The organism is Massilia glaciei (assembly GCF_003011895.2).
Lineage (GTDB): Bacteria > Pseudomonadota > Gammaproteobacteria > Burkholderiales > Burkholderiaceae_D > Telluria_A > Telluria_A glaciei.
In genome coordinates this window covers 1-26055 of record NZ_PXWF02000233.1, presented here as the reverse complement: position 1 = coordinate 26055, position 26055 = coordinate 1, and the positions used below count along the sequence as shown (strand labels likewise).

Sequence of the window (26055 nt, the reverse complement as noted above, 5' to 3'; positions counted from 1 at the left end):
AACTGATGTCATTTTTGCTTGCGGGCGCGCTCGGCGCCGGCTTGGCGCATGCGCAAACACCCGCCCTCGGCCGGCTGTTCACAACGCCGTCGGAGCGCGGCGAACTCGACGCCCTGCGCGCCGCCGATGGCGTCGCGCAGCCGGCGCCACCGCCAGCGGCCGTGCCGGCCCCGCCGCCGCCTCCGCTGCTGCTCAACGGAATACTTCGAAGCAGCAAGGGCAAGTCGACCGTGTGGATCAATGGCGTGGCGCAAAAGGATGAACAGAACGGCGTGTCGCCGCCCGGCACCAAACCCTCGCTGACAATGGAGCTCGGCACCGGCAAGCGCGTCAGGCTCAAACCTGGACAGCGGTACGATCCGGCACAGGATGGATTCAAGGATGTCGATGAACCGTAGGCGGCGCCAGCGCGGCGCCGCCCTGCTGATCCTGGTCACGCTGGCCGGACTCGGCGCCGCCACGCTGCTCATGGGCACGTTCGGACGCGCCAATCCGGACGCGGCCCGCGAGCGGCGCACGCTGCGCGCGCTGGCCCAGGCGAAGGAGGCATTGATCGGGCATGCGCTTGCCCACGGACGGCTGCCGCGCCCGGCGGCGTCCGCCATCGACGGCAGGGAGAACCCCTTGCCATGCAACGATGAGCAAAGTTGCACCGGATTGCTGCCAGGCGTCACGCTCGGCGTCGATCCGGTCGACGGCTGGGGCAAGTTGCTGCGCTACAGCGTCACCCCGGGCTTCGCCAATGCCGCCATACAAGGCGGCGCGCCGGCGCCAAGCAAGACCGTGCTCGACCGCGACAGCCGCGGCATGCCGTATTACGTGGCGGGCGAAGCCGCCTGCGGGCCCGATTCCCAGTGCGTGCCGGCGGTGCTGTTCTCCAGCGGCAAGAACAATCTTGGAACGAGCGTGGAGGGAATATTGCAGGCAAACAGTTCCGGCTCCAACACCGACGAAATGCACAACCAGCGGGCCGGGCGCCACTTTATGCGGCGCGCCGCGAGCGGCGACCCGCGCCTGCCCGGCGGCGAATTCGACGACATGCTGACCTGGATTCCGTTGCCGGTGCTGCTCGACAGGATGCGCGCCGCGCGCGCGTTGCGATGACCATGGGACGATCAATGCGGCAAACAATGCAGCCACCAATACCAAAGGGATTCACGCTGGTCGAAATGGCGCTCGTGCTCGTCATTGTCGGCTTCATGCTCGGTGGCTTGCTCACGCCGCTAAGCATGCAGCTCGAGCAGCGCAAGGCCAGCGAAACCCAAAGGGCGCTCGACGAGGCGCGCGAGGCCGTGCTCGGCTTTGCGCTGCGCAACGGCTACCTGCCCTGCCCCGCGGTGTCGGCCGGCAACGGCCTGGAGGACCGCAATGGCGACAATTGCAGCGGCGGCAAGCGCAGCGGCTTCTTGCCATGGGTCACGCTCGGCCTGCCCAAGCTCGACAGTTGGGGACACATCTACCGCTACAGCGTCACGCCGGCGTTCTCCAACAGCCGCGTCCTGTTCACCCTGGCGAGCCGGCGCGACATCGCCGTGGGCACGCGCGACGCGGGCGGGCGGCTGGTCGGCGCGACCGCCGTCAACGACATCCCGGCCGTCATCCTTTCGCATGGAAAAAACGGCTTCGCCGGGGTCAGCGGCGAGGGCGTGCCGGCCGGCGTCGATTCGGCCTCGAATCTGGACGAGCGCAGCAATGCCGGCCACGCGGGCATCGCCTTCGTCACGCGCCATCCGAGCGGCGACCCGGCCGCGCCCGGCGGGGAATTCGACGACATGCTGGCATGGGTCTCCCCCAACATCTTGTACACCCGCATGGTCGCGGCGCAAAAACTCCCGTGAGCGCGGTCTGGACCATCGCCGTCTTCACGCTGCGTGAAGCCATCGGCAGCCGCTTTCCCTGGCTCGTGATGCTCGCCGCCGCCGCCGCGCTTGGCCTGGCCAGCTTCGCCGGCGCGCTGGCCCTGACCGAAAGCGAACACATCACGCTTGCCCTGCTCGCGGCGATGCTGCGCGCCAGCGCCGTGTTCCTGACCGCATTGTTCGTTGTCGGCAGCATCGCGCGCGAGGCACAGGACAAAGGGCGCGAGTTGCTGCTGGCGCTAGACAGTGGGCGCGCCGGCTATCTGTTCGGCAAGCTGTGGGGTTTCGCCATGCTGGCGGCCACGCAGGCGCTGTTGTCGGGCGTGCTCGTGCTCGCGTTCGCGCCCCTGGAACAGACGCTGCTGTGGAGCGCGTCCTTGCTGCTGGAACTGTGGATCGTGGCCGCGTTCAGCCTGCTATGCGCGCTCGGCTTCGGCCAGCTGTTGCCGGCGCTGTTCGCGTGCGGCGCCTTTTATCTGCTTGCGCGCACGATTTCAAGCATGCAACTGCTTGCCGACGGCGTCGGCGGCCATGCGCTTGACGCGCTGGCCGCGCTGCTGCCCCACCTCGACGCATTCGCGCGCACCGAGTGGCTGGTTTACCGCAATGGCAGCATGGCCGAGCTGCTACCTCAAGCGCTGGGGGCGCTGATCTATATGGCGCTGCTCGTCATGGCCGGCTTGTTCGACCTGCACAGGAAGGACATTTGAAAACCCCGCGGGTGCCGCGCGCCGTCCGGATCGGATTGCTCGTCGTCGTCGCCGCGCAACTGCTGTGGCGGCTCACGCAAGCGCCGCCGGCCGCGCGCGCCGCCGTTTTGCAGGCGCCGCCGTCGTTGCCCGTGCTGCGCCTGATGGCGATGGGCGAGCCGATCGCGCTGTCGAAGCTGCTGATGCTCGGCGTGCAAGGCCACGACGACCAGGCCGGGATCAGCATTGCCTTGCGCGCGCTCGACTATGGGGTGTTGCGCGCCTGGCTCGAAAGGATCGTCGCGCTGGACCCGCGCGCGCAGTATCCGCTGCTGGCGGCAAGCCAGGTCTATGCCGCGGTGGACGACCCGGCGCGGGTGCGCGTGATGCTCGACTTCGTGTACGAGAGCTTCGGCGCCGACCCCGAGCGGCGCTGGCCCGCGCTCGCGCACGCCGCGCTCGTGGCCCGCCATCGGCTGCACGACCACGCGCTGGCACGCAAATACGCGGCGGCGATCCGAACCCGCGCGCGCGGGCCCGCCGTTCCCGCCTGGGCGCGCGCCCTGGAGGCGATCATGCTCGAGGACATGAACGAGCTCGACAGCGCCAAGCTGCTGATCGGCGGCCTGGTGCACGACGGCCTGGTCAGCGATCCGCGCGAACTGACCTGGCTGTCGGCGCGATTGGAGGCGATCAGCGCGCGCCAACAGGCGCAGGAAAAACGATGACCATATCGAACACCCAGACGCTTTTCCAATAGACTTGCGAAATTGCTCGAATGCCCTATCGGTGCGGGGTTTCCAGTGGTGGCTCATCAACATGAAAAAACGGGCATGTCCCACTCGTGGACATGCCCGCAAAGGAAATTACATCGGGCGCCGTTGCCGGCCGCCGTTGTTACTTTCCTTTTTTTATTTGCCTCAGTTAATTTTCAGCTGCGGCTTGTTGGTGGAATTGTTGTTGCTGTTAAGGGTCGTGTATTTGCCGGCGCTTTCCTTGAGGATGAAAGTCGCCGTGTCGTCGCCCGCCGCCTCCGCCTGCACGTAAGGGGTGACATCGATCTCGTAGTACTGCGCGGTGGCGCCCATGGACACACCGCCCGCCGCCGCACCCGCCGCCGGCGCATTGTTCCACGTCAGGCCGCTGTTGGTCCAGCTGTCGCCGGCCTGGTAGGCAGTCAGGGTGGTGGTGGCGCTGGCCGAACCATAGACCCGCAGCTTGGCGCTGTTGATCGTGCCGAGCAAGCCGAGGCTGAACTTCAGGTAGGAGTGGCGGTTCGCGCCGGCCGAATCGGTCTTGACGATCAGCAGCGCATCGGCGCCGTAGTTGTTGGCGGCGTTGCTGCCGTCGCGGGTGTAGGCATCGTCCGTTGGCGCCAGCGTCACGATCGTTGCGGTTCCCGACTGGGTGGTCGCCGACGCCGTGTTGCTGGCCAGGGACAGGTTGCCGGCCGCGTCGATCGCCTTGACCGTGTAGCTGTAGGCGGTCGATGCGCTCAGCCCGGTGTTGGAGAAGGTGGCGCCGGTTGGCGAGCCAACCAGCACCCCGGCGCGGTACACGCGGTAGCCGGTGACGCCGACGTTGTCGCTCGATCCGCTCCAGCTCAGGTTAATCTGGCTCGACGAGGTGGCCGTCGCGCTCAGCGCTGCCGGTGTGCCCGGCGCCTGCGTGTCGGTGGCCGCCGCCGTGGTCGTGGCGCCCGCCGTATTGCTGGCCAGCGACAGGTTGCCGGCGGCGTCGATCGCCTTGACCGTGTAGCTGTAGGCGGTCGATGCGTTCAGGCCAGTGTTGGAGAAGGTGGTGCCGGTTGGCGAGCCAACCAGCACCCCGGCGCGGTACACGCGGTAGCCGGTGACGCCGACGTTGTCGGTCGATCCGCTCCAGCTCAGGTTGATCTGGCTCGACGAGGTGGCCGTCGCGCTCAGCGATGCCGGTGCGCCCGGCGCTTGCGTGTCGGTGCTCGCCGCCGGCGTCGTGGCGCTCGCCGTATTGCTGGCCAGGGACAGGTTGCCGGCGGCGTCGATCGCCTTGACGGTGTAGCTGTAGGCGGTCGACGCGGTGCGTCCGGTGTCGATGAACGAGGTGCCGGCCGGCGAGCCGATCAGCACGCCGGCGCGGTACGCGCGGTAGCCCGCGACGCCGACGTTGTCGGTCGATGCGATCCACACCAAATTGACCTGGGTCGGCGAGGTGGCGGTCGCGGCAAGGCTGGCCGGCGCGCTCGGTACGATGCCGTCACTGCCGGGATACCCCTCGACGACCTTGAAGTCATCGTAGCGGGCAGCGGTGATCGTCATCGGGTTCCACGTCAGGGTCGGGAAGATCGCCGGGTTCTTCTGCGAGGCGCACAACTGGTCGTATCGCGCCTGCGTCAGGCCGGAGAAGGATGGCGCGGTGGTGGTGAGGCACTGCACCCGCTTGGTCTCGTTGCCGCCATGGAAGCTGCTGTAGAACAGCGCGTTGACCCAGGTCGCCGGGCTGTCCGGCACGGTCGACGGGCAGGTGCCGTTGCATTCGTCGCGCAATGCGACGTTGTTGATGATCAACGTGGCCGAACTGCCGTCCGAGCCGTCGATCTTGAGGTACTCGGCGCCGTTGCCGCCGACCGGGATCGGATCGCCCGAGCCATCGAGCACGTTGTTGCCGTTGGAATCCTTCTGGTACACCACCGCGTTGTTGTCGTTGACCTTGACCGCCAGCGTGATGGTGTACCAGACACTCGGCTTGAAGCGGAATTTGGTGCTGACCGACGGGATCTGGCCCGGCACTTCATAGGGTGGCTCGCCGTCGACATGGTCGATCAGGGTGTTGATGCCGCAGCTGCCCGACGGCCGGCTCTGGTCATACGAATAGAGTTCGACGCGGCCGTTGGCGCGCCACATCAGGCGCACGCTCCAGCTCGAGCCGGAGCGCTTGGCGCTGCCGTCTTCGGTGCAGCCGCTGTCGAAAGCCTTGGCCGCCAGGCCAGGCAGCTTGCCGCCTTTGGCAAAGTCGAAGCCGGGCTCGAAGTACACCTTGTAGGTCAGCGTGTAGGCCTTCGACGGCACCGGCGTCGCGGTCGCGCCGCTGGTGCCGGTGGTCGAGCCGCTGATCATGATGTTGGCCTGAATGACGTCGGTGGCCGTGTTGGAATGGGTCGCATCCGAGGGGGTCCAGATCACCTTGCCGCTGCTGTCGGTGGTGAATACCGGGTTCGACGCCGGCTGCTTGTGGATGCCGTCGAAGTGGCGATAGACCTGGCGCAGGCAATTGGAGCCGTCCTGCCCGCAGCCCGCCGTGACCAGGATATTTTCGGGATGCGCGGTCGGCTTGGCGCTATCGAGGTTGTTGTCCCACAGTGCGTTGGGCGGCAGGCCATTGAAGCTTTGCAGGTAGCGCACGGTCTGCGCCTGGGTGGTTCCGCAGGCGGCGAACAGCGCGGCCAGCGTTAATGCGTATTTGGTCAGTTGCACAGCATGTCTCCTAACTATTTGAAAAGTCGGTCCGGCGCCGCACGTCCCTTCCTATGCTGGAAAGCTACCTGCGGCGTGGCGTAAAACGCGTAGTAAACGTTTAACTAAATTCAGCCTATCAGAGCCATTTTTGATTGTCAAACAAGGTTTGCGATTTGTAAGAAAATTGCGTTGAATGTCGTGAGTATTGTGCGGTTAACGATTACTCCCGCATACCTGGAAGTTTATGGAAATCACGTTAATCGATTACCTAAAATCCGCGCGAACCCCGCAAGGTCTAGATTAAAATCCAATAAATATGGAGCCCGAAGGCATCCGCTTGCGATGTGCGGCATTGCCATGCGCCAAACCGCTTCTCGCAAGCGACCCTGACTGTCGGCGCGGCAGCGCGCGCCAACGGGGGGGAAAGTGATGACGGGATTCAACACCCGCCACCAGTCCGGCGCTTTTCCTATAGACTTGGAAAATTGCTTTAATGCTCCATCGCTGCGAGGTTTTCAATGCAACAAGTTCAAATCCGCCAAACCGGTTTCACACTCGTCGAGATCGCCATCGTGCTTGTCATCATTGGGCTGCTGCTTGGCGGCGCGCTCAAGGGACAGGGCCTGATCGACAGCGCCAAGGTCAAGAACATCATCGGGCAAACCAACGCGCTGTCGGCGGCGGTCAATGCCTACCAGGATAAATTCCGCGCGCTGCCGGGCGACGATTTGCGCGCGACCAGCCACCTGCCGGGCGCGACCAGCAACGGCAATGGCGACGGACAGATCAGCGAATACCTGGGCGCGCCGCAGCATCTCGCGCTGGCCGGGTTCATCACCGGGTCCTACAATGGCACGAGCGATTTCATGAGCAGCGCCCAAGGCGGCGCGGTCTATGTATTCAACGACGCGGTCGGCGGACGCGGCGGCAACGGCGTGCGCATCGACAACCTGCCCGATACGTTCGCGCAGCAGATCGACAGCAAGCTCGACGATGGAATCGCCACCACCGGCGCGGTGCGCGCGACGGCCCCGTACACCAACGACGGGACGATCGTCAGCCGCACCGCCCTGTTCTTCTAAACCAGATCCCCAGCAACAAAAAAGTCCATGTCCACCTCCCCCGGCAAGCGACGCCGTGTCTTCCTGATGCGCCACGGCAGCGTCACCTACTTCGACGAATCGGGCCGGCCGGTCCTGCCCGAATTCGTCCCGCTCAACGCGCTCGGCCGCGAGCAAGCCAGCGCCGCCGGCCGCGTGTTCGCCGAGCAGGACATCCGCTTCGACCGGGTGATCGTCTCCGGCCTGCCCCGAACGGTCGAGACCGCCACGCGCGCGCTGGCCGAGACCGGACAGCAGATCGCGCTCGAGGTCTGGCCCGAGCTGGTGGAAATCCAGGGCGGGCGCCTGTCGAGCATTCCCGATGCGGAACTGCGCTCGGCCTTCATGGGCGTGTTCGAGGGACTGGTCAGTGAAAGCCAGCGCTTCCTCGGCGGCGAGTCGGTCGGCGAACTGATGGACAGGGTCCATCCGGCCATGGCGCGCCTGCGCGCGGATACCGAGTGGGACACCGTGTTGCTGGTCCTGCACGGCGGCGTCAATTGCGCGATTTTGTCGCTCGCGCTGACCGGACAACGGCTGTTTTTGGGCGCGCTGTCGCAGACTGCCGGCTGCATCAACGCGCTCGACGTCGGCACCGACGAGGCCGACTGGGTGGTGCGTTTTGTCAATTACACACCGCCCGCCCCCCTGCAGCAACAATCGCGTGAAACGGCGATGGAGCAGTTGTTCGCGCAATACAAAAAAACGGACTGAGAGGTTGAGAGTCTTTCGATCATGCCCGCTCAGCACGCCAGAAAGCGCCAGTTCGTCGTTGCAAATGCTCGTCATAGCCCGCTATGGCTGTGCTTTGCGTCTCGATCTGCCGCTTTCTGGCGGGCTGCTCGGACACTCCCGAAAAACTCTCAGCCTCTGAGCCGGCGAAATAAATAGCACGGGCGTTCTTTTAATGCGCTAGAATAGTCATCAAACTATCAGCGGGAGACGCCATGTTCGAAGAAATGATGGGCACAAAACCAGTGTCGGAGCGCCAGAAATTCGACGTCGACGCGCTCGCCGCCTATCTGCAAGAACATGTGCCCGGCTACCCGGGCGGCCCCTTGAGCGTCGAGCAATTCAAGGGCGGCCAGTCGAACCCCACCTTCAAACTGACCGCCGGCGCGCAGCACTATGTGTTGCGCACCAAGCCGGGCCCGGCCGCCAAATTGCTGCCCTCGGCGCATGCGATCGACCGCGAATACCGCGTCATGGACGCGCTGCAAAAGGCGGGCTTTCCGGCCGCGCGCCAATACGCGCTCTGCACCGACGAGGCCGTCATCGGACGCGCCTTCTACATCATGGAATTCATCGACGGCCGCGTGTTGTGGGACCAGTCGCTGCCGGGCATGACCCCGGCCGAGCGCGGCGCGATCTACGACGAGCAGAACCGCGTGATCGCCCAGTTGCACATGGTCGACTACAACGCGATCGGCCTCGGCGACTACGGCAAGCCCGGCAATTATTTTCTGCGCCAGATCGAGCGCTGGACGCGCCAGTACCAGGCCTCGGCCACCGAGACCATCGACGAGATGGACCAACTGATCGCCTGGCTGCCGAAAAACATCCCGGCCGGCGACGACACGGCGATCGTGCACGGCGACTTTCGCCTCGACAATATGATTTTCCACCCGACCGAGCCGCGCATCCTCGCCGTGCTCGACTGGGAATTGTCGACACTGGGCCATCCGGCCGCCGACTTCTCGTACCACTGCATGAGCTGGCACATTCCGCCGGGCCAGTTCCGCGGCATCGCCGGGCTCGACCTGGAGGCGCTCGGCATTCCCACGCAGGAGCAATACATCGCGCGCTACTGCGAGCGCACGGGCAAGGTCATCCGCGCCGAGGATTTCAATTTCTATCTCGCCTACAACATGTTCCGCCTCGCGGGCATCATGCAGGGGATCATGAAACGCTACGTCGACGGCACCGCCGCGAGCGCGCAGGCGCTCGAGAACGGCAAGAAGGCGCGCCCGATGGCCGAGCTTGGCTGGCAGTATGCGAACGGCAAGAAAATCTAACCACCATCAAGGACAAGACATGGATTTCGACTACTCAGAGCGTTGCAAACAATTGCAGGCGCGCCTGCTCGCGTTCATGGACGAGCACATCTATCCGAACGAAGCCGCCTTCAAGCAGGAGATCGACCGCAACGGCGTTGAAAAGGGCAACCGCTGGATCCCGACCGAGCTGATCGAACGGCTAAAGCCGCTCGCGCGCGAACAGGGCCTGTGGAATCTGTTCCTGCCGAAATCGGCGCGCGCGCCCGAGGGCCTGTCGAACCTCGACTACGCGCCGCTGTGCGAGATCATGGGCCGCGTGGTGTGGGCGCCCGAGGTGTTCAACTGCGCCGCGCCCGACACGGGCAACATGGAGACGATCGAGCGTTACGGCTCCGAAGAGCACAAGCGCGACTGGCTCGAGCCGCTGCTGCGCGGCGAGATCCGGTCGGCGTTCGCGATGACCGAGCCTGGCGTTGCCTCGTCCGACGCGACCAACATCGAAACGCGCATCGCGCGCGACGGCGACGACTACGTCATCAACGGCCACAAGTGGTGGATCTCGGGCGCGGGCGACCCGCGCTGCAAGGTGTACATCCTGATGGGCAAGACCGACTTCGACGCGCCGCGCCATGCGCAGCAGTCGATGATATTGGTTCCGACCGACACGCCGGGCATCACGGTCAAGCGTCCGCTGCCGGTATTTGGCTACGACGACGCGCCGCACGGACACTGCGAGATCGTCTACGAGAACGTGCGGGTGCCGGCTTCGAATCTGCTGCTGGGCGAAGGGCGCGGCTTCGAGATTGCGCAGGGGCGCCTCGGACCTGGCCGGATCCACCACTGCATGCGCTCGATCGGCGTGGCCGAGCGCGCGTTGGAGCTGATGTGCAAGCGCCTGAACCAGCGCGTCGCGTTCGGCCGCAAGATATCGGAACAGGGTGTGTGGCGCGAGCGGATCGCCGAGTCGCGCATCAGAATAGACACGGCGCGGCTGCTGACGCTCAAGGCGGCCTCGATGATGGACATCGCGGGCAACAAGCACGCGCAGGCCGAGATCGCGATGATCAAGGTGCTGGCGCCGAACGTGACGCAGCAGGTGCTCGACTGGGCGATCCAGGCGTACGGGGCGGCGGGCGTATCGGACGATTTTCCGCTGGCGGCGCAATGGGCCGGCAACCGCACGCTGCGGCTCGCGGACGGCCCGGACGAGGTGCACCGCAACGCCATCGCCAAGCTCGAGCTGGCCAAACACGGCTAACCAACTCTATACCCTCAGTTTCAAACCCGCGTCTGACCCCACTTATGAAATATTTCACAATCGGGGTCAGACCCCGGTTGTGAAATGTTCCCAACCAATTACACAGCGCCCTCTAAACTGGCCGGCGCGGCCGCCAATTTCTTAATTGGGGTCTGACCCCAGTTATGAAATATTTCACAATCGGGGTCAGACCCCGGTTACGGAATGTTTTCGGGAGACGGGTCCGCGCCCTCCGAGATTGTTTACGTGAAGCAGCGCAGCAGCAGGTCGGCCGCGCAGACGGGCTTGTCGCTGCCTTCGCGCTCGACCACCACGCTCCAGCCGAGCTGGGCGCCGCCCTCGATGTCGTCCATCGCCCGCAGCGTCAGGCGCGCGCGCAGCCGGCTGTCCACCGGCACCGGCGCCGGGAAACGCACCCGGTTCAGGCCATAGTTCAGGCCCAACTTCACATCCTTCATCGCGAGCGCCGATTCGAGCATCGCCGGCAGCAGCGACAGCGTCAGGAAGCCGTGCGCGATCGTCGTCTTATACGGCGACTCGCGCGCGCAGCGCTCGGCGTCGAGGTGGATCCACTGGTGGTCGTTGGTGGCGTCGGCGAAGGTGTCGATGCGCCGCTGGTCGATCTCGAACCAGTCGGAGACGGCCACCTCAACGCCGATCAAGTCCCGGAAATCGGCAAGATGGCTGATCTCACGCATGCAGCCCCTCCGCCGGGCGCCGTCCGAACATGCCCATCCCTTCGATCGTGCACACCAGTTCTCCGCGCTGGTTGCTCGCCGCCCAGCGCGACCACACCACCCCGCGGTCGGGCCGCGAGGCCGATGCCTTGACCTTGGTCGTCCGGTACAAAACGCTGAGGGTGTCGCCGGCATGCACCGGCAGCAGCCAGCGCACCGCGTCCACGCCGGGCGAGCCCATGCTCGACGAGGCGCTCATCAGGCCATCGACGACCATCCGCATCATCATGCTGCAGGTGTGCCATCCGCTCGCGATCACGCCGCCAAATATCGAGGCCTCGGCCGCCTCGTGGTCGATGTGGAACGGCTGCGGGTCGAATTGCGTGGCGAAGGCGATGATCTCCTCCTCGCTCACCAGCCGTGTGCCCAGGTCGATCTCCTGGCCGACGAAAAAATCCTCGAAATACCAGTCGTTCTTCTTCACGCTTCGCCACCCTGCGCAAAACCGGGCAGCGCCATGAAGCGCGCCAGGTGGTGGTCGGAGTCGCCCAGCGTGAGCTCGATCATGGTGAGCCGCTTGAAGTGGTGCGCGGCCGGCAGTTCGTCGGTCACGCCCATGCCGCCGTGCAGTTGCACCGCCTGCTGGCCGACGAACTTGAGCGCCTGCCCGACCCTGAACTTGGCCGCCGAGACCGCGCGCCGGCGTTCGTTGGCGTCGTCGCCGCCCAGCTTGACGGCCGCCAGCAGCGCCATCGAACGCGCCTGCTCGAGGTGGATGTACATGTCGGCCATGCGGTGCTGCAGCGCCTGGAATTTGCCGATCGGGACGCCGAACTGGCTGCGCGTCTTGAGGTACTCGAGCGTGGCCTCGAAGATCGCCTCCATCGCGCCCAGCGCCTCCGCGCACAGCAGGCCGGCGCCGTAGTCGGCCGCCGCCTCGAGCACGCTCCAGCCGCCGCCCGCCCCGCCCACCAGGGCGTCGGCGCCGACGCGCACCCCGTCGAACACGATATCGGCGGCGCGCTGGCCGTCGAGCGTGCGGTAGTCGGTCACGCGCACCCCGGCGGTGGCGGCCGGCAGCACGAACAGGCTGATGCCGTCGGCGTCGCGCTGGGCGCCGCCGCTGCGCGCCGAGACGATCAGGCTGCCCGCCTGCGCGCCGTGCAGCACCACGTTCTTGCGGCCGTTGAGCACGTAGCCGCCGGCCTCTAATGTGGCCGTCGTCGCGATGTCGCACAGGTCGTGGCGCGATTGTTTTTCGCCCAAGGCGCAGGCCAGTTTGAGTTCGCCGCCGGCGACCTGCTCGAGCAGGCTTGCGTGGCCGCCGCCGCGCCGGAGGAATTCGGCCCCGAGCACGGTCGCGAAATACGGCTCGACCACGAGCCCGCGCCCGAGCTCCTGCATCACGACGAACATGTCGACCGCGCTGCCGTTGAACCCGCCCTGCTCCTCCGGCACCGGCAGCGCCGTCATGCCCAGTTCGGCCAGCGTGGCCCAGGCCGCGTCCGAGACGCCGGCCTCGGAGCCGATGATTTTCTTGCGCGCCTCGAAGCTGTAGTCCTTGCCGACCCAGCGTTTGAGCGCGTCGCCGAACTGCTGCTGTTCTTCCTTGAAGTTGAAGTCCATGTTCAGTTCCTCACAGGCCCAGGATCATCTGGGTGATGATGTTGCGTTGGATTTCGTTCGAGCCGCCGTAGATGGAGGTCTTGCGGAAATTGAAGTAGTACGACAGCAGCGGCGCCGCGTCGTCGTCGTCGGCCACGCTGCGCGCGCGCTCGCCCTCGAGGAAGGCCGGGTCGAACGGCATCGCCATCGGCCCGGCCGCCTCGACCATCAGCTCGGTCAGGCTTTGCTGGATGTCGGTGCCGCGCACCTTGAGCACCGAGGCCTCCGGCCCCGGCGCCTTGTGCGCCTGCGCCAGCACCCGCTGCACCGTCGTTTCGAGCGCCATCAGCTCGATCTCGAGCGTGGCGACCTTGGCCCCGAACATTGGGTCGGCCAGCAGCGGCTTGCCGTTTTTTTGCTCGGCGCTGGCGAGCCGCTTGAGGAAGCCCAGTTCGCGCTTCGAGCGCCCCACCGCGGCGATGCCGGTGCGCTCGTGGCCAAGCAGGTATTTGGCGTAGGTCCAGCCCTTGTTCTCCTGGCCGATCAGGTTCGCCACCGGGACCTTCACGTTGTCGAAGAAGACCTCGTTGACCTCGTGGTCCTCGTCGAGCATGATGATCGGGCGCACCGTCACGCCCGGCGCGTGCATGTCGATCAACAGGAACGAGATGCCCTCCTGCTTGCGCACGCCGGTGTCGGTGCGCACCAGGCAGAAGATCATGTCGGCGTGCTGGGCCAGCGTGGTCCAGGTCTTCTGGCCGTTGACGATGTAGTGCTCGCCCACGCGCTCGGCGGATGTCTTGAGCGAGGCGAGGTCGGAGCCGGCGCCCGGTTCCGAATACCCCTGGCACCACCAATCCTCGCACGACAATATGCGCGGCAGGAAGTGGGCTTTTTGCTCCTCGTTGCCGAAGGCCATGATCACCGGCGCGACCATGTTCACGCCGAACGGCAGCACCTGGGGCGTGCCGGCGCGCGCGCACTCGTCGTCGAAGATGTGGCGCTGCACATGGGTCCAGCCCGGGCCGCCGTGCTCGACCGGCCAGGCCGGCGCGACCCAGCCCTGCTTGGCCAGCGTCTTGTGCCAGCGCACGTAGTCGTCCTTCGACAGGCGCAGGTGGTGGCGCACCTTGTGTTGCAGGTCGGCCGGCAGATTGGCCTCGAGGAAGGCGCGCACATGGTCGCGGAACGCCAGATCCTCGCTCGTATAGTTCAAGTCCATACCGTCTCCTTGTTATCGCCGGGCAAAAAAAAGCACGACCGTTCACAAGGATTGTACCGCAAAAAAAATGCCTTGCGTGGACGATATGTCCACGCAAGGCACAGGTTTTTTATGGCGCGGGTCAGGCCTAGTTGGAGGCCCCCTTGAGCGCCGCCTTGTACAGCATCACGCGCGAGGCCAGGCGCGAGTCGGTCGCGAGCATGCTGACCTGGTCGCTCAGAATATGGGCCGCTTCGGTGAGCATGACGTCCTTGGCGTCCTTGGCCGCCTTTTCGGCCGCCAGCTCGGACGCCAGATTGCGCTCGTCGGCCTGCAGGCCGTCGTCCTGGCGCGCCTTTTTACGGGCCGCCGCGGCGGCCGGGGACTTGGCGTTGCGCACGCTCACCTGGCGCGCCTCGCGCAGCTTGGCGCGCGCCTCCTGCACGTCGCGCTCCTTGCGGCGCACGGCCTCGTTGAGCGAGATCGCGTTTTCCTTGCGCAGCTTGCGCACCTCGGCCAGGTCCTCGTTCAGGTAGATGAAGTCCTTGTCCTTGGCGATGCGCGCCTCGTGGCGCTGCTGCAGCGGGGCCACCACTTCGCGCTGGTCGCCGGCCGGCACAAAGCTGGCCGCCTCGATCGAGGTCCATGGCAGCGCGTTGTCGAAGCTCGACTCGCCGTACGTCTCGAGGTCGGCCAGCACCGGCATCTTGATGTCGGGCGCGACGCCGCGCAACTGAGTGGTGCCGCCGTTGATCCGGAAGAACTGCGCCGTGGTCATCTTGATCTCGCCCAGGCGCACGTTCTCGTCGAGCCGTTTGAGCGACTGCACGGTGCCCTTGCCGAAGGTCGGCTCGCCGATGATCAGGCCGCGGCCGTAGTCCTGGATGGCGGCGGCGAAAATTTCGGATGCCGAGGCCGAGCTGCGGTTGATCAGCACGCCCACCGGGCCGTCCCACGCGATGCCGGCGTTGGTGTCGACTTCGACGGTGACCTTGCCGCCCGCGCTGCGGTGCTGCACCACTGGGCCCTTGTCGATGAACAGGCCGGTCAGCTCGATCGCCTCGTCGAGCGAACCGCCGCCGTTGTTGCGCAGGTCGATCAGGACGTTGTCGACCTTGGCCTTTTTGAGTTCGCCGAGGATGCGGGCGACGTCGCGCGTGGCGCTCTTGTAGTCGCGGTCGCCGCGGCGGCGCGCCTCGAAATCAAGGTAGAAGGTCGGCAGCGAGACCACGCCGACGCGGCGCGTCATGGCGCCGTCGCGCACTTCGATGATCGACTTCTTGGCGGCCTGCTCCTCCATGCGGATCTTCTGGCGCGTGAGCGTGACGATCGTGTGCTTGGCGTCGGTGCCGGCGTCGGCCGGCAGCACGTCGAGGCGCACCTTGGAGTTCTTGGCGCCGCGCACCAGCGGCACGACGTCGTCGATGCGCCAGCCGAGCACGTCGACGAACGGCGCGCTGCCCTGGGCCACGGCGACGATGCGGTCGCCCACTTTGAGCTTGCCCGACATGAAGGCCGGGCTGCCGGCGACGATCTCGCGGATGACCGTATATTCGTCGCGCGTTTGCAGCACCGCGCCGATGCCTTCGAGCGAGAGGCGCATCGAGATGTCGAAGTTTTCGGCCGCCCGCGGACCGAGGTAGTTGGTGTGCGGGTCGATCGAGGTCGAGTAGGCGTTCATGAAGGCCTGGAACACGTCCTCGCCATCGAGCTTGCGCACGCGCTTTTGATAGTTCTCGTAGCGCTTGTCGAGCGTTTCGCGGATCGCCTTGTCGTTCTTGCCGGCCAGCTTGAGGCGCAGCCAGTCGTTCTTGACGCGCTTGCGCCAGATGTCCCGGACCTCGTCCTCGTTCTTGGGCCACTCGGCCTTTTCGCGGTCGAGCTGCAAGCTCTCGTTGATGGTGAAGTCGGGTTTGGTCTTGAGCAGTTCGCGCGAGTAGGCCAGGCGCTGGGCGAAGCGCTGCTGGTACAGCGAGTGGATGATGAACGGCACGCGCAAGTCTTCGTTCTCGATCGCGTCGTCGAGGCGGGTGCGCATCACCGAGAACTGCTCGATGTCGCTGGCCAGGAAGATGAGCTTGTCGCCGTCGAGCGATTTGAAATAGCGGTCGAAGATTTTCGCCGACATGCCGTCGTCGAGCGGCATCGCCTTGTAATGGTAGTTGGTGAAGAAATGCGCCGTCATCAGCGCCGCCTGCGTCTGGCCCGCGACCGGCTTGAGATTGATCGGGCCCACCGCTTGTTTGTTTTGTGCCATGGCCACTTCGGTGGACACGGCGAAGGCCATCATGGCGATCAGTAGTTGCTTTTTCATTCGATGTTTCTCCGAGCGTTATCCGGTGTATCTGCGGGCATTTGGTGCGATCCCAAGTGCGCCTCGAGGCAATCATTCCTCACTGTACGCGATTCTAACAGGATCGCCAGTTTGCAGAGCCAGCTTGAAGCAAGCGCGATATGCGCACTTACACCCGAGCTTAACGACTTTCCCGGTCGACCCTCACGATTTTACAAATTGAAACAGAGTCCGCGCGCCGCCCAGGGCCAGCCAGCCGGCACCGGCGAGCGGCAACAGCAAGGGCCAGGAGCGCCGGGCGACACGCCAATCGGCGCCCGATGGCCAGAAAGACAACCACTGGGGCGCCAGCGCGAGCGCGATTGCCAGGTCGGCCAGTTCGAAGCGCCAGCCGGGGCCGGTGCGCCACCAGGCCACGGCGAACGGCAGCGCGATGATCAGGAACGGCGCCAGCGCGGCGGGCGCGGCGTTGTACCAGCGCACCCGGGTCAGCGTGACCGAACCGAGCTGCCAGTGCTGGCCGGCGCGGCGCGGGATCACCGACAGCGAGCTCGGGCGCGCGCCCGTGAGCCAGCCCACCCAAAAGTGCGCCAGCTCGTGGCACACGGTGCCGGCGACGGTGAACACGAAGAAGAAAGGATGGCTGCCGGCCAGCGCGCGGATCACCAGCGCCAGGCCGGCCGAGGGCAGCAGATAGAGCAACAAGTCGCCGTGCCGGCAGACGATGGCCGGCGCCAACGCGCCGCAGTCGAAGGCGGACATGGTGGGGCTCAGCCCGCGTAGAAGCAGCGCCCGCAGGCCTGGAAGTAGCGTTCGTTGCCGCCGATGCTGACCTGCTCGCCCTGGCGGATGCGGCGGCGCTGCGCGTCGACGCGGATGTTCATCGTCGCCTTCTTGCCGCAGGCACAAATGTTTTTGAGCTCTTCGATGTCGTCGGCCAGGGCCAACAGGTAGGCCGAGCCGGGAAACGGCTCGCCCATGAAGTCGGTGCGCAAGCCGTAGCAGATGACGGGCACGCCCCTAACCTGGGCCAGCTGGTGCAATTGCTGGGCCTGGACGGTGGAAAGGAATTGGGCTTCGTCGACGAGCACGCAGGCGACCTGCGGCACGCTGGCCAGGAAGTCGGTGTCGCCGTCGAAGGTGTCGACCTGGCGCTGCGGCCCGAGGCGCGAGGTGACTTTGCCGACGCCGTAGCGGCTGTCGATGGAGGCGGTGTAAAGCAGCACTTTCTGGCCCTGCTCCTCGTAGTTGTGGGCCACTTGCAGCATCGCGGTCGACTTGCCGGCGTTCATCGCCGAATACCTGAAGTAAAGTTTTGCCACTGCCCGCTCTCGCCAACGAAAGAGCGCGATTATAGCAAGGCCGGCAATGGTGGGGGATCAGAGGCTGAGAGTTTTTCTGACGTGCCCGAGCAGCGCGCCCGAAGGTGGCCGATCGAGGCGCAAAGCACAGCCATAGCTCGGGCTATGGCGAGCATTTGCAACGACGAGCGGGCGCTTTCCGGCGGGATGGAAGGGCATGGTCGAAAGACTCTCCGCCTCTTAGTTGTCGTGCTGTTTGATCAGCCAGGCCATGACCAGCAAGCCGGCCAGCAGCATGGTGTAGCTGTCCGCCTCGGGCACCGCGGGCGCCGCATTGTTGGCGGTGGACCAGTAGGCGGCGCCTGCCGGATCGACGCTGGCGGGCCCCACTGGCCGGGTCGACGCGACGCCGATGAGGCTGTCGGCTGTCGAATCGGCCAACTTGAAGGCGTGCGCGCCGGCGCCGCCCCCGGCCATGGCGGCCGGGAGCACGAAATCACCGCCCGTCGCGACTTTGGCGGCCACGGCGAGCCGGTCGAAGGCGCCACCGCCTTGCACCGGCCCCGTGCTGGCGGCCGGCAAACCGGCCTCGCTGGTGTAAACGATGGTTTCGGCGCCAGCCGCCGCGCTCACGGACAGCAACAACGCCAGGGAAAGGGATCTAAGGGCCGGCGGCTTCGTGGTCAAGATTTGCACTCCTGTGGGGAAAATACGGTGAAGGACGTGATGCGTTTGCCTTTCCCAGTAAACAGTAATTTCCCACGGATTACAATTGAAATAACATTAATCAACGACTACCTTGAGCGACGATAAACCGTGCCGCACCTACTGGCCAGGGTGGTATTTCCGCGCCAGGTGGCGCTCGATATCGGCCTTGTAAAACAGCACGTCCTTGAATTCGCCCTTGCTGTACATCTCGGCCTGGTCGTTGAAATGGGGCGAGGCCGGATCGCCGCTCTGCCCGCCCGCGAGGATGCTCTTGGCGCGGACGCGCGGGCCGAACTCGACCGCCGCCACGAAGCTGTTGCCGCGGTCGCCGTAGAGGCGCTTGGTGGTTTGTTTGGCCGTCATGCCGAACGACGCCAGCGCGCCCCAGGCCGCCGAAGGGAACGCCACCGGATAGCTCGGCTTGCTGTCGTCGTACTGCTGGCGCACATCGCCGCTGACGCGCTGGAACCGGTTGATCTGGCCCCACGGTGTCTGCCAGCTGCCAAAGTCGGCCTCGAGCTTGGCGCTGGCGCGCGCCAGCGCCTCGAGTTGCTCGCGCGGCGCCACGTTGGCGCCGATGTAGTCGTGCACCGGCACCCTCATGGCGCCGGCCGCGGCGGCGGCGCGCGCCACCATGTCCTGGCCCCAGTAGATGGCCAGCGAGGTCGGCACCGACTCGACCGAGTAGCGCGTGTCCCAGCCGCGCAAGGCCGCCACCTGGGCCTGCAACCGGGCCCTGAGCGGGTCGTCCGCAGCCAGCCCGTCGTAGGCGCGGCCGAGGTTTGCGATGAGCCGCTCGAAGCCGGGCAAGGCGGTGTCGTAGGCGCTCGCGATCAGGCTCTCGAGGGTGAAGTCCTTGCGCTTTTCGAGCACCCGCGCCGCGTGGACGCCGCGGTGGTTTTCGGGCAGCGTCCACATGTACGACGGATAGCTTTCAATGCGCGGGCTGCTGGCGCCCGAAGCCGAGAACGGCCAGTTGTTTGTGTTGAGGATATACCCGCTGGCGGGGTTCAACAGGGTGATGGTTTCACCGATCCGGTGCAGGCCCTTCCATTCGGTGGCCGGATCGCTGCCGTCGACCGGCAGCTTCCAGTCGAAGCGCACATCGCGGCGCGGCACAAAGTTACCGTGGAAGTAGGCGATATTGCCGTCCCGGTCCGCGAACACCGTATTGTTCGAGGAATTGGTGCGCAGCTCCATGGTCTTGGTGAAGGCCGCATAATTTTTGGCCTTGGTGCGCGAATACGACTGCATCAGCGCCTTGAGCGGCTCCTCCATCAGCTTGACCGCGATCCATTTGCCGTCGGCGGCGCGCACCACCGGACCGTGGTGGGTGAAGTAGGCGGTGATGGTCTTGCTGTCCATCCCGCCGGCGCCCTTGAATGGCAGCGTGATGGCCTCCGCGCGCACCAAACGCTCGCCGCCGCCGTATTTATAGAAATACCTGCCGTCCTTTTCGACCACGGTCTCGCGGTATTCGTCGATCACGTCGCCGCCGCCGGAGGTGTGCATCCACCCTGCCCGCTCGTTGAAACCCTGGTACACGAAAAACTGGCCCCAGGTGACGGCGCCGTAGGCATTGAGACCCTGCTCGCTGACCATGTGCACCTCGGGCCGGAAGTAGAACGAGGTGTGCGGATTGATCAGCAACAGCGCGTTGCCGCTCGCGCTCAGTTTGGGCGCGATGGCAAAGCCGTTCGAGCCGCGCGGCTCGGCGTTGGCATTGAAGCCGGAATCGGCCAGCGCGGGCTTGCCGCCCTTGCCGTAAAACTGCTCGAGCCGCGCCAGGTTGATGTCTTCGATATCGCCGCCGATGCTGCCCTCGCTGAAAGCGAGCGCCATCCATGGCTCGAAATGGGTGATCAATTTCGGTTTGACTTCGGGATGCGTGTGCAGGTAAAAATTGAGGCCGTCCGCAAACGCCACCATGAGCTTCTTGAGCCATGCCGGGCTGTCCGCGTACTTGGCCTTCATGTCGGCCGGCCTGATGAACAGCTTCATGCGCAAGTCGCTCCAGAGCGCCGACTCGCCCTCGACTTCGGCCATGCGACCGAGCGCCGTGATGTAGTTGCGCTCGACCCGGTTGAAGTCGTCCTCGGCCTGCGCGTACAACAGCCCGAAGACGGCGTCCGCGTCGCTCTTGCCGAACACGTGGGGAATGCCCCATTTGTCGCGCAGGATGGTCACGTCGGAGGCCGATTTTTTCCAGCGCGCGTGCTCCTGCGCGGTTTGCGCCTTGAGCGCCGACTGTGGCGCCGCGGTGGCGCCGAGCATGGCGCCGAAGGCGGCGCATCCAAGCAAAGTCACAACGGCGAGGCGGGTTTGGAACATCGGATGGTCTCCTGGTGAGGATTGCCGGATCGGGTGCTGCGTTTGTTCGGCGTTTGTTCGGCGTTTGTTCGGCGATTACTCGGCGATTACTCGGCGTTCAATCTGCGATCGGCGCTGCATCGGGCGCTCAATCGGGCGCTCAATCGAGCGCGGCGAGGCGTTCCCTGAGGACGGCGTTTTCGGCCGTGAGGCTGCCGACCTTTTCGCGCAGCGCGGCCACTTGCGCGCGCAATTCGGATTCGGCATCGGCGGGCGCCTCCTTCGGAGGCCGCGCCGCGGCCTTTTGCTCGCGCACCTGCCGGGCCGCCTGCTGCAACTCCTTGCGCCCGCCCGCGACGGCGGCGTTCTGCACCGCCTCGGGCAGCGAGGCGACGTTGGCGGCCGCGTTGATCGAGATCGTGCCGGAACGAACCGCTTCGACCAGTTGCGGCGTGGCCGCCTTCTGGATGCGCTCGATCTGGCCGATCGTGTTGGGCGAGACGCGGGCCGCCTTGGCGACGTCCTCGCGCGTGTTCCATGGCGGCGACGCCGGCGCCGGCGCCGCGTCCGCGGCATCGGCTTGCGGCTCGGCGGCGCGCTGCGCGGCGACGATGTCCTTCTTGCGCAGCGCGAGCACGCCGCGCTGGTAGTCCGAGACGCTGCGGCGCGCCAGGTGGTTATCGATCATCCACAGCATCACATCCTCGAGCGAGGCGAAGGTGGCGTTTTGCACTGTGTTGAATGCGATGTTGTGGCGCTGGCAGATCGCGTAGCGGTTATGCCCGTCGATGAGCACATCACCCCACAGCACAAGGGCGTCGCGGCAGCCCTCGGCCAGCAGGCTGCGTTCGAGCGCGGCGTATTCGTTGGAGGTCAGTGGATCGATGAAGGAACGCAGTTCCTCGTTGATGGTGATGTTCGCAGCGTTGTTCAATTCTAGTCCTTGGATGGTCGGCGGTGCCGGGCTGAATGCTACACCATCCGGGTCGCGATGCGAAAGTGGCCGGATGGGCGGTCCCGGCCTCGTTCACGGCATCGACGAAAAAAAACCCAGAGGCCTGGGTTTTTCAATTCAATACATGGTTGCTTGGTGCCGGAGCCGGAATCACATTCTCCTATGCGGATGTTCGGAATCTAGAGGAAATACCAACAAAAATACCAACAAATTGGAATGTGGCTTTCTATCGACACGGCAAGGTCGGGCGCGCTCGCGGGTGGCTTACTATGCGCGACGTACTGACTCAATCTGGCTGATCGTGTCCCGATGATCGGCGGCTAACGCCCCGAAGCCGACCTTTGCGCGGAGGACGTAGGCGGTCCTGTTGAGCATTATTTTGATGCTCTGATACCGGGGACGGACTAGTGTAGAGTCGCACCTTGGACCAACAACCTCTTCCGAGATCATGCATCGCACTTTGACAGCCCGGCTGACCCTTGTAGTGTTCGCTCTGACCGCCGCCCATGCGAGTATTGCCTCGATTGGAGGATCTGCTGGGTGCGGCCGATCTTCTGCGGCCAATTCGAACAAGGTTTCGCTGGCATCGATGCGCAGCGACGTGCCGTTGTATGTGATGGAATTTTCCGGGCGCTTGGTGAAGATGAAACTGGGGTCGGGAGAGAGAACGCTCTTGTCCGATCACCGCTTTTACATGACGCCGACCCTTCTGCCTTCCAGGGACGGGCGCTGGTTGAGCTACAACGGCGTGCTCAAGGGGACCGGGAAAACCCAGTACTGGATGTACGACCGGCACAAGCAGAACGATCATCTGGTGTACGAACATCCCGCATGGGGTGGTGGCATTCCGGGCTTTTCACCGGACAGCCGTTATCTCGCAATCAGCGCGAGCCACGACAGCCGCTGGACGGATACCAGCCGCGTTGGCATTTTTCTGTTCGACACCACAACAATGCGTCTGATCGCCGTCCCGTTCCCGCCCCTGCGTGTAAACAGGACCGCATACGTATCGGCGGGCTGGTCGCACGACGGGAAATCACTGCTGATCCTGATGCGCAACATGGCGACCAAGGAAGGCTTCGACTATTTTTCCTATCGTATCGCGACCGGGCGGCTGGAGAAGCTAGCGGGCCGATACAACCGGTCCGCGATACGTCACGAATTCTTGCGCGGGGCGCGCGTCATTCCCGCATACGAGGATCTCGTTCTGCCCTCTAGCCTGGGCGGGCAATCGGCATGGAATGCGGGCCACACACTCCACGCCCACTTCGATAACAGTCGGGGCGCCGATCCCTACCAGCTGATTGTCACCAGCGATAAAGGCGTGGCCCGGCCGGTCGCTGTAGGGCGCTATACGCACTGCGAGGGCCGCACGCTGGTTATCAGCGGCTGGCTCGATGAAAGGCATTTGGTGTTTAGGGACTCGGTGAACTATTTTATTTTCGATGCGCAGACCGGCACGACTGCGCACCTGTTTAATGAGGATGACATGTCGATTCAATTCACCTGGTGAGCATCCCTGACCATCCCATACCTCGACGCTTGCTCAACGCCCTGCCGCCACTGGACGCTTAGAGCATTTTGGGTCCCGTTTTTTTCGCCGGGCCATGATCAAAACTGAGCACCCGCGCAAACTGCCACTCCCCGTCGTTGAGCAGCAAGGTACTAGCCCAACTACGCTTAGACATCGCGGCCATCGCGGCCGTCAGCATCTGGCCGATCTCTGCCGATCCCTGCCGATTGTACTCGACGGCACGTTGGGTCGGGCGGCTCGGCAGCTGACGCCCCAATCCTGCCCCTCGCTTCTCAAGGCTCCAGCGACACGGAAATGAAGTTTCTTGATCCACTGAACGGTCACTCCCGACCATTTTATTTGTGGCTCATCGGAAATACTGTCAGAATAACGCGGAAATGGTTTGCATGAATATAAGGAAAACCATGAGCACTTCCGCCAACGCTGGTCTGTCTGCCGCGCGCAAAATCAAGAATGACAAGTACTTCGCAATGAGCTTCTGAGAGGAACGCAATGAGATTCGGATGGAAAACTCGAGTTGGGCTGGTTGTGTCAGCCGTTTGGCTCTGTCTTGCCCTCTTAGTCTCTGACGACGACCACCGCGTAGGCCAAGTCCTCGGGTTTGGTATCCTTCCGCTCGTGGTCCTCTGGGGTATCGTTTGGACTGTTGCGGGCTGGCGTGCCCAACGCCCGACAAAACCTGCGATGCCCGAAGCGACGGCCCTGGAAGCGAAAACGAAACGCAGTCATCGGATTCGAACTTTCATCGCTGTCGTAGCAGTGCTGGTAATCGGTTTGTTCGCCGCCACAAGCCAGTTTCAGGCTGCGGACAATGATGCCGGAGGAAACGCAGTCGGGTACTGGTTCGGCGAGTGGCTGGTGTACGGCCTCTTCGCATACGCGGTGTTCCGCCTTCCTTCCCGGATGCCTCCAGGATTCGCAGCCGTCCTGGCAGCACTCTTTGTGGTGGGCGGGGTCAACTACAAGACGTATGCCTCGATCAGCGAAGAACGCCAGGCGTTAGTTTCGCTGGCGCGGGCGGCCCCGCTAATGAGCAAACTCCAGTCCGGCGGAAAGGTTAGCGACCAAGAGGTCAAAGATGCTCAGGTTGGGATGTTGGAGCCACTAATGCTGGCGCAGGCCGCCTACAGCCGAGAACTAATCACGATTACCGCCGCCTTCACCAAAGTAGTCTCCGGCCTCCAGGTCGAAACGATGCTCACGCCAACGTCACTGGCGTCACCAAGCATCCGTGCCCAAACCCGCGCAATGCTGAGCGTGTGGCAGCAGTCCACCGGCGAATACAAGAGCCAGTTGGATGCAGCTACCGCCCGTGGCAAGCTCGGCATTCAGGCGGCGCAGTCGCAGATGCCTGCTGCCATGGCGGGGTCTGCTTTGAAGGGGTTCGAAGAGTCCTCGGCCCAGCTCAGTGCCTACGTCGACGCACTCGTCAGTTCAGGGAAGGATACCAGCGGCACGATCACGGCCATTCTCGATCTAATGGACTCTATCCCAGGCCGCTACGTCGTCGATAAAGGGCCGCCGGTTAACCTTTTGTTCCATGACGAAGCGAATTTAACCCAATATCGCCAGTTGATGAATGAGATGGTGGCAGCGAGCCAGCGCGAGACGGAAGCGCAGGCCAGCTTCGTCAAGACCCAATCTGATCGAACAGACAAGCTGACCGACCTTCTGAAGCGCTAACGCTACTTTGCACGCGCGCCTTGTTAATCACCCCGATGCGGTAGCGCGCATTCAGCCAGGCGCGGTCAATACCGAAGTTGTCATTGACCTTAGCGGAGGCGGCTCGATTGCCGCCATCATCACCAAAGAAAGTGCCAAGCATCTTTGCCTGGCAGTGGGTGCTGAGAGTACGGCTATTTTCAAGGCTTCGAGTGTGATCGTAGGCGTGCCTACGTAGCGCATACTGTGTGGTAATCCGGAGCCCCAGAAAATGAAGGCCCGCTAATGGCCGATTGCTGTCAATTGTACTCGACGGTAGCAAGCGTCTACCGGTGGGGCAGCTATTCGGCTAGGAGGTTAGATACGTCTGCCGACTCATCCGAAATGGCCCGACGGAATATTGCCCCAGGAGCCTCATAGTTCACTTTAAAAAATTACTGATTTCCGTCGCCTGAGCCATAAGCGCGGCAACCTCTCTTTTCAACTCCCGCGTTCGCCTGTTGAACGATTCCGGCTTGTCGGCATTGGAACTGCTGCGCGCCTTGCCTGCCGCCGTGCTAGGCCCTGTAGAGCACTCCCAGGGCCTCCAGGTTCGGATTAGTGCCGCTTGCCGTGCCCGTCGCTCCGGTGTCCATCCGTTCGCCATGCTGCGCCTCCAATAGTTCGTTTCGATTGATTCACGATTTCCCGTGCGCGGGTGCGCCTGCGCGCGTACTGGTCGCGTTATCGCCGCCGTTGTTCACCTGCTGCTGGCCGGCGATGTTCTGCTGATGGACGAACGTTGCTTGCCGTGGGTTCTTCACTTCGGCCAGAGTTTCAAGCGTTGACCTGCATTGCGCCTGCGCCTTTAACGCCAGCCGCATATAGGTTTCGGTGGCGCTCAGATGTTCGCCCATGTTCAGCGCGGCTCTTCTTGCAAGCTCATTGAACACAGTGTCGAGCGTTGCCGCCTGCGCGATTAACGTCGCTTCCAAATCAGACAAGTCGCCACTCTTTACCCGAGCGATCTTTTCCCTCATCACCCCAACGGCTTCGGACAATTTCAGCACGCCAAATGACCCGCTGGCGAAATTGGACGATGTAACGGAGTTTGCGATGGCGGAGGACAGGCCCAGTTCTGCCTTTTGGCGCTCCGGGCTCTTTCCTTCCTCCTCTGTTACGGTTAGCACGTTCGCCGTGCTCGCCTTCGGTACGATGGCCTTGCTATTTGTCGTGCTTGCCATTGGATCCTCGTTTTAGGTCACTGTCGGTTATGTAATCATGCCCGCGTTGCGGTATGGAGATGGTAAATCTATAGAGGTGTACACGAGGCGTACTAGTCGGAAGCCGAAAACAAGCCGTTTAAGTACGCGTGGCGTACCTAAAGGCTCTCTTTGATCATGCGCCTAGTACACGTGGTGTACCTAAATCAGCATTTTTCATCGACGTAGGTACACGTGGTGTACTGGCCAGGGCTGTCGCACCAAAAGTCG

Annotated in this window: 23 protein-coding genes and 1 pseudogene; 12 read left to right on the top strand and 12 right to left on the bottom strand. The window is 64.0% G+C overall.

Annotated elements, in window-relative coordinates:
• Window positions 1-5 precede the first annotated feature (5 nt).
• The 5 genes from C7C56_RS14230 to C7C56_RS14210 are packed head-to-tail and all read left to right on the top strand — an operon-like array spanning window position 6 to window position 3276.
• Window positions 6-398: a hypothetical protein gene (locus C7C56_RS14230; protein WP_181373180.1), complete on the top strand. Its 393-nt coding sequence runs from the start codon at window positions 6-8 to the stop codon at window positions 396-398.
• Complete coding sequence (locus C7C56_RS14225; protein WP_229458775.1) at window positions 382-1104, top strand: hypothetical protein; 723 nt, start codon at window positions 382-384, stop codon at window positions 1102-1104. The genes C7C56_RS14230 and C7C56_RS14225 overlap by 17 nt, the downstream gene beginning before the upstream one ends.
• Window positions 1105-1130: 26 nt before the next feature.
• On the top strand, window positions 1131-1838 hold the full coding sequence (locus C7C56_RS14220) for a prepilin-type N-terminal cleavage/methylation domain-containing protein (protein ID WP_106758036.1): 708 nt from the start codon (window positions 1131-1133) through the stop codon (window positions 1836-1838).
• Window positions 1835-2569, top strand: coding sequence for a hypothetical protein (locus tag C7C56_RS14215; protein ID WP_106758035.1), 735 nt, complete (start codon window positions 1835-1837; stop codon window positions 2567-2569). The genes C7C56_RS14220 and C7C56_RS14215 overlap by 4 nt, the downstream gene beginning before the upstream one ends.
• Window positions 2566-3276, top strand: a complete 711-nt coding sequence (locus C7C56_RS14210) for a hypothetical protein (RefSeq protein ID WP_106758034.1) — start codon at window positions 2566-2568, stop codon at window positions 3274-3276. The genes C7C56_RS14215 and C7C56_RS14210 overlap by 4 nt, the downstream gene beginning before the upstream one ends.
• A 192-nt stretch (window positions 3277-3468) precedes the next feature.
• Here C7C56_RS14210 and C7C56_RS14205 read toward each other — a convergent pair whose 3' ends face one another.
• Window positions 3469-6000 (bottom strand): fibronectin type III domain-containing protein, encoded by a 2532-nt coding sequence (locus tag C7C56_RS14205; RefSeq protein WP_106758033.1) that lies wholly within the window; start codon window positions 5998-6000, stop codon window positions 3469-3471.
• 500 nt (window positions 6001-6500) lie between these two features.
• Between C7C56_RS14205 and C7C56_RS14200 the strand changes: the two genes are divergently transcribed.
• The 4 genes from C7C56_RS14200 to C7C56_RS14185 all read left to right on the top strand — a co-directional run bounded on the left by C7C56_RS14200 (window position 6501) and on the right by C7C56_RS14185 (window position 10337).
• Entirely contained in the window at window positions 6501-7064 is a 564-nt protein-coding gene (locus C7C56_RS14200; RefSeq protein WP_106758032.1) for a type II secretion system protein, read from the top strand.
• Between the two features lie 27 nt (window positions 7065-7091).
• Window positions 7092-7796 carry a histidine phosphatase family protein gene (locus C7C56_RS14195; RefSeq protein ID WP_229458774.1) on the top strand — a complete coding sequence of 235 codons (705 nt, stop codon included), beginning with the start codon at window positions 7092-7094 and terminating at the stop codon, window positions 7794-7796.
• 233 nt (window positions 7797-8029) lie between these two features.
• Window positions 8030-9097, top strand: coding sequence for a phosphotransferase (locus C7C56_RS14190; protein ID WP_106758030.1), 1068 nt, complete (start codon window positions 8030-8032; stop codon window positions 9095-9097).
• A 19-nt stretch (window positions 9098-9116) separates the two neighbouring features.
• Window positions 9117-10337 (top strand): acyl-CoA dehydrogenase family protein, encoded by a 1221-nt coding sequence (locus tag C7C56_RS14185; RefSeq protein ID WP_106758029.1) that lies wholly within the window; start codon window positions 9117-9119, stop codon window positions 10335-10337.
• A 242-nt stretch (window positions 10338-10579) separates the two neighbouring features.
• Here the strand turns inward: C7C56_RS14185 and C7C56_RS14180 are convergent, their stop codons facing one another.
• The 10 genes from C7C56_RS14180 to C7C56_RS14135 form a co-directional block, all read right to left on the bottom strand.
• Window positions 10580-11035, bottom strand: a complete 456-nt coding sequence (locus tag C7C56_RS14180) for a MaoC family dehydratase (RefSeq protein ID WP_106758028.1) — start codon at window positions 11033-11035, stop codon at window positions 10580-10582.
• Window positions 11028-11498, bottom strand: coding sequence for a MaoC family dehydratase (locus C7C56_RS14175; protein ID WP_106758027.1), 471 nt, complete (start codon window positions 11496-11498; stop codon window positions 11028-11030). Before C7C56_RS14175 ends, C7C56_RS14180 begins: the two co-directional genes overlap by 8 nt.
• Window positions 11495-12640, bottom strand: coding sequence for an acyl-CoA dehydrogenase family protein (locus tag C7C56_RS14170; RefSeq protein ID WP_106758026.1), 1146 nt, complete (start codon window positions 12638-12640; stop codon window positions 11495-11497). The genes C7C56_RS14175 and C7C56_RS14170 overlap by 4 nt, the downstream gene beginning before the upstream one ends.
• Before the next feature lie 10 nt (window positions 12641-12650).
• Window positions 12651-13841, bottom strand: a complete 1191-nt coding sequence (locus tag C7C56_RS14165) for an acyl-CoA dehydrogenase family protein (RefSeq protein WP_106758025.1) — start codon at window positions 13839-13841, stop codon at window positions 12651-12653.
• Between the two features lie 127 nt (window positions 13842-13968).
• Window positions 13969-16134, bottom strand: a complete 2166-nt coding sequence (locus C7C56_RS14160; protein ID WP_106758024.1) for a carboxy terminal-processing peptidase — start codon at window positions 16132-16134, stop codon at window positions 13969-13971.
• A 183-nt stretch (window positions 16135-16317) separates the two neighbouring features.
• On the bottom strand, window positions 16318-16875 hold the full coding sequence (locus C7C56_RS14155; protein WP_106758023.1) for a hypothetical protein: 558 nt from the start codon (window positions 16873-16875) through the stop codon (window positions 16318-16320).
• An 8-nt stretch (window positions 16876-16883) separates the two neighbouring features.
• Window positions 16884-17435: a thymidine kinase gene (locus tag C7C56_RS14150; RefSeq protein ID WP_106758022.1), complete on the bottom strand. Its 552-nt coding sequence runs from the start codon at window positions 17433-17435 to the stop codon at window positions 16884-16886.
• A gap of 219 nt (window positions 17436-17654) precedes the next feature.
• Window positions 17655-18101 carry a hypothetical protein gene (locus tag C7C56_RS14145; RefSeq protein ID WP_146204485.1) on the bottom strand — a complete coding sequence of 149 codons (447 nt, stop codon included), beginning with the start codon at window positions 18099-18101 and terminating at the stop codon, window positions 17655-17657.
• 138 nt (window positions 18102-18239) lie between these two features.
• On the bottom strand, window positions 18240-20453 hold the full coding sequence (locus C7C56_RS14140; protein ID WP_106758020.1) for a penicillin acylase family protein: 2214 nt from the start codon (window positions 20451-20453) through the stop codon (window positions 18240-18242).
• 139 nt (window positions 20454-20592) lie between these two features.
• Window positions 20593-21366, bottom strand: a complete 774-nt coding sequence (locus C7C56_RS14135) for a hypothetical protein (RefSeq protein ID WP_106758019.1) — start codon at window positions 21364-21366, stop codon at window positions 20593-20595.
• A 469-nt stretch (window positions 21367-21835) separates the two neighbouring features.
• Between C7C56_RS14135 and C7C56_RS14130 the strand changes: the two genes are divergently transcribed.
• The 3 genes and pseudogenes from C7C56_RS14130 to C7C56_RS14115 form a co-directional block, all read left to right on the top strand.
• Complete coding sequence (locus C7C56_RS14130) at window positions 21836-22900, top strand: TolB-like translocation protein (RefSeq protein WP_146204484.1); 1065 nt, start codon at window positions 21836-21838, stop codon at window positions 22898-22900.
• A gap of 705 nt (window positions 22901-23605) precedes the next feature.
• Window positions 23606-24604 carry a hypothetical protein gene (locus C7C56_RS14120; RefSeq protein ID WP_146204483.1) on the top strand — a complete coding sequence of 333 codons (999 nt, stop codon included), beginning with the start codon at window positions 23606-23608 and terminating at the stop codon, window positions 24602-24604.
• Window positions 24605-24644: 40 nt separating this feature from the next.
• Window positions 24645-24821: pseudogene (locus C7C56_RS14115) on the top strand (TOBE domain-containing protein); the annotation flags it as partial.
• A gap of 439 nt (window positions 24822-25260) precedes the next feature.
• Here the strand turns inward: C7C56_RS14115 and C7C56_RS29375 are convergent.
• Window positions 25261-25806: a hypothetical protein gene (locus C7C56_RS29375; protein WP_219933164.1), complete on the bottom strand. Its 546-nt coding sequence runs from the start codon at window positions 25804-25806 to the stop codon at window positions 25261-25263.
• Window positions 25807-26055: the final 249 nt, after the last annotated feature.